At 46.2% G+C, this 666-nt stretch carries 1 protein-coding gene; it reads left to right on the top strand.

The annotated features are described in order from the left end of the window. On the top strand, positions 1-666 hold a 666-nt coding region (locus K4A83_RS22790), incomplete at both ends, for an RNA-guided endonuclease InsQ/TnpB family protein (RefSeq protein ID WP_265267017.1).

The following is a 666-nucleotide window of genomic DNA, read 5'->3' as shown; positions in this document are numbered from 1 at the left end:
TCAGAAAGCGTAAAGATTTCTGGCAGTTGGTTGGTTCTCAGGCGGTTCAGGATATCTGTCAACGCATTGAGAAGGGGTATCAACTGTTCTTCAAACATCACGGTAAAGGAGTGCGACCACCGGGGTTCAAGAAAGTCAGACGGTACAAATCGTTCACCCTCAAGCAAGCAGGCTATAAGTTCCTCGGTGGCAATCGAATCAAAATCGGGAATCGTGTGTATCAGTATTGGAACTCTCGACCCATTGAGGGGAAAATCAAAACTTTGACCATTAAACGCACTCCGTTAGGTGACTTGTTCATGGTCATAGTCGTTGATAGCGTTGTTGAACCTGAAGCCAAATTCGAGACGAGTAGAATCGCTGGATTTGATTTTGGTCTGAAAACGTTTCTCACTTGCTCAGACGGTTCCAAGATTGAATCACCGCAATTCCTGAAACAGTCGCTTAATGCCATTAAGAAAGCGAGTCGTCAGCATTCTAAGAAACGGAAAGGTTCAGCTAATCGGGAACGGGCAAGATTGAACCTAGTTCGCAAGCAGGAGGATGTTGTCAATCGGCGTTCTGATTGGTTTTGGAAGTTGGCGCAGTGGCTCACGGACAAGTTTGATGTGCTGTGTTTTGAGACGTTGAACCTGAAAGGGATGCAACGACTCTGGGGACGCAAAA

Origin of the sequence: Spirulina subsalsa FACHB-351 (assembly GCF_026130165.1) — a bacterium.
In the GTDB taxonomy this organism is placed as follows: domain Bacteria; phylum Cyanobacteriota; class Cyanobacteriia; order Cyanobacteriales; family Spirulinaceae; genus Spirulina_A; species Spirulina_A subsalsa_A.
The sequence above is the reverse complement of the archived record's forward strand: the minus strand, read 5'-3'. Positions and strand labels throughout refer to the sequence as shown.